Origin of the sequence: uncultured Campylobacter sp. (genome assembly GCF_938045595.1) — a bacterium.
In the GTDB taxonomy this organism is placed as follows: domain Bacteria; phylum Campylobacterota; class Campylobacteria; order Campylobacterales; family Campylobacteraceae; genus Campylobacter_B.
Window position 1 is genome coordinate 1 of sequence record NZ_CALIBB010000058.1, and the last position, 1,143, is coordinate 1,143.

Consider the following 1,143-nt stretch of genomic DNA (forward strand, 5'->3'; position numbering starts at 1 on the left):
TGCCCCGCTTCGCCCTATTTGCTCGTGAAATTCTCGCTAAATTTAAGAACTTGCCGTTTGGGCTAGAATTTCAATCCAAACTAAAAAACCGCCTAAGCTTCCATTTAAAATTTTTCTTCGGAATTTGCGTATCGCTAAAATCGTCGCTGTAAATTTCGTTTTTATCGGTGAAATAGCCGCTGTTTTGAGCCTGCGGTATAAAGTCGGTCCGATCTTCTATTTTTACGTTTAGCGCCTTGAAATATTGCAGCAGCTCATAATACTCTTTTGTAGATACGGCATTTATTAAAAAGTAATTTCTGTTGTTAAATTTAACGACAAAATTTCTTTTTAACAGCCAAAGGGGCTCCGAGCTCTTTTTGAGCTTGTAAATTTTATACGGCAGAGCAAATATTAAATATAGCATTAGATGCTTTATATAAAGAGCAAGTTTGCCTATATGAACGCCTATGCTTGAATATCTATATAACTCATACGAGCTTAAATAATGGAACCTGCCGTAAGAGTTTTCTAGTTCGCATACTACGCAGAAATGAACGCTAGATATATTTGCGGACGGATCGGGGGCTATTTTGGTTTCGGAAATTATGCTATCTTTCATATCTATATTTTCGACGTAGCGGATCAGGCTGTTTGAAAAATAAAAATAGCTCGGATTTTTAGAAAAATTTTGCTCCGCCGAAATTCTTAGCCGTATGAAAGAATATGTCACAAAAATTAAAGAAACGATACCGAAAGCGCTAAATTTTCCCGTAGTGCCAGTCGTAATCAGATCATAACCCAAAAGCGAAAAACCCAATATGCAAGTAAATATGCTCCAGGAAAATACATGATAGACGGTGTAATCGTTTATGATCAATGGCTCTTTATCGTAATCTCTCATAAATCCCCTATTTTGTAAAATTTTGGCACGTTATAACGCTTTATTCTCATAACGTATTAAAATTTAAAGTCGTTTTGACCATTTAAATTTTTAAGTTCGTTATTAGGTAGAATTTTAAAATTCTACCCTATTTCGCCTTCTTTGCCGTATCTTGCCAGTCGTTGCATTTTCATAAATGCAACGCGATGAGTTTAAAACGAAATATGCATATTAAGCGCGATTATGCATAAAAGTAGCGCCAGCGGGACATAGACAAAGCG

The 1,143-nt window shown here is 36.0% G+C and carries 1 protein-coding gene; it reads right to left on the minus strand.

The genetic code is table 11. The annotated features are described in order from the left end of the window. Positions 1 to 70: 70 nt before the first annotated feature. Positions 71 to 883, minus strand: coding sequence for a hypothetical protein (locus Q0340_RS02305; protein WP_298081997.1), 813 nt, complete (start codon positions 881 to 883; stop codon positions 71 to 73). Positions 884 to 1,143 lie beyond the last annotated feature (260 nt).

Excerpts from the sequence above, each read along its gene's own strand:
- Q0340_RS02305 (WP_298081997.1), bottom strand. The coding sequence starts at position 883 with ATGAGAGATTACGATAAAGAGCCATTGATCATAAACGATTACACCGTC.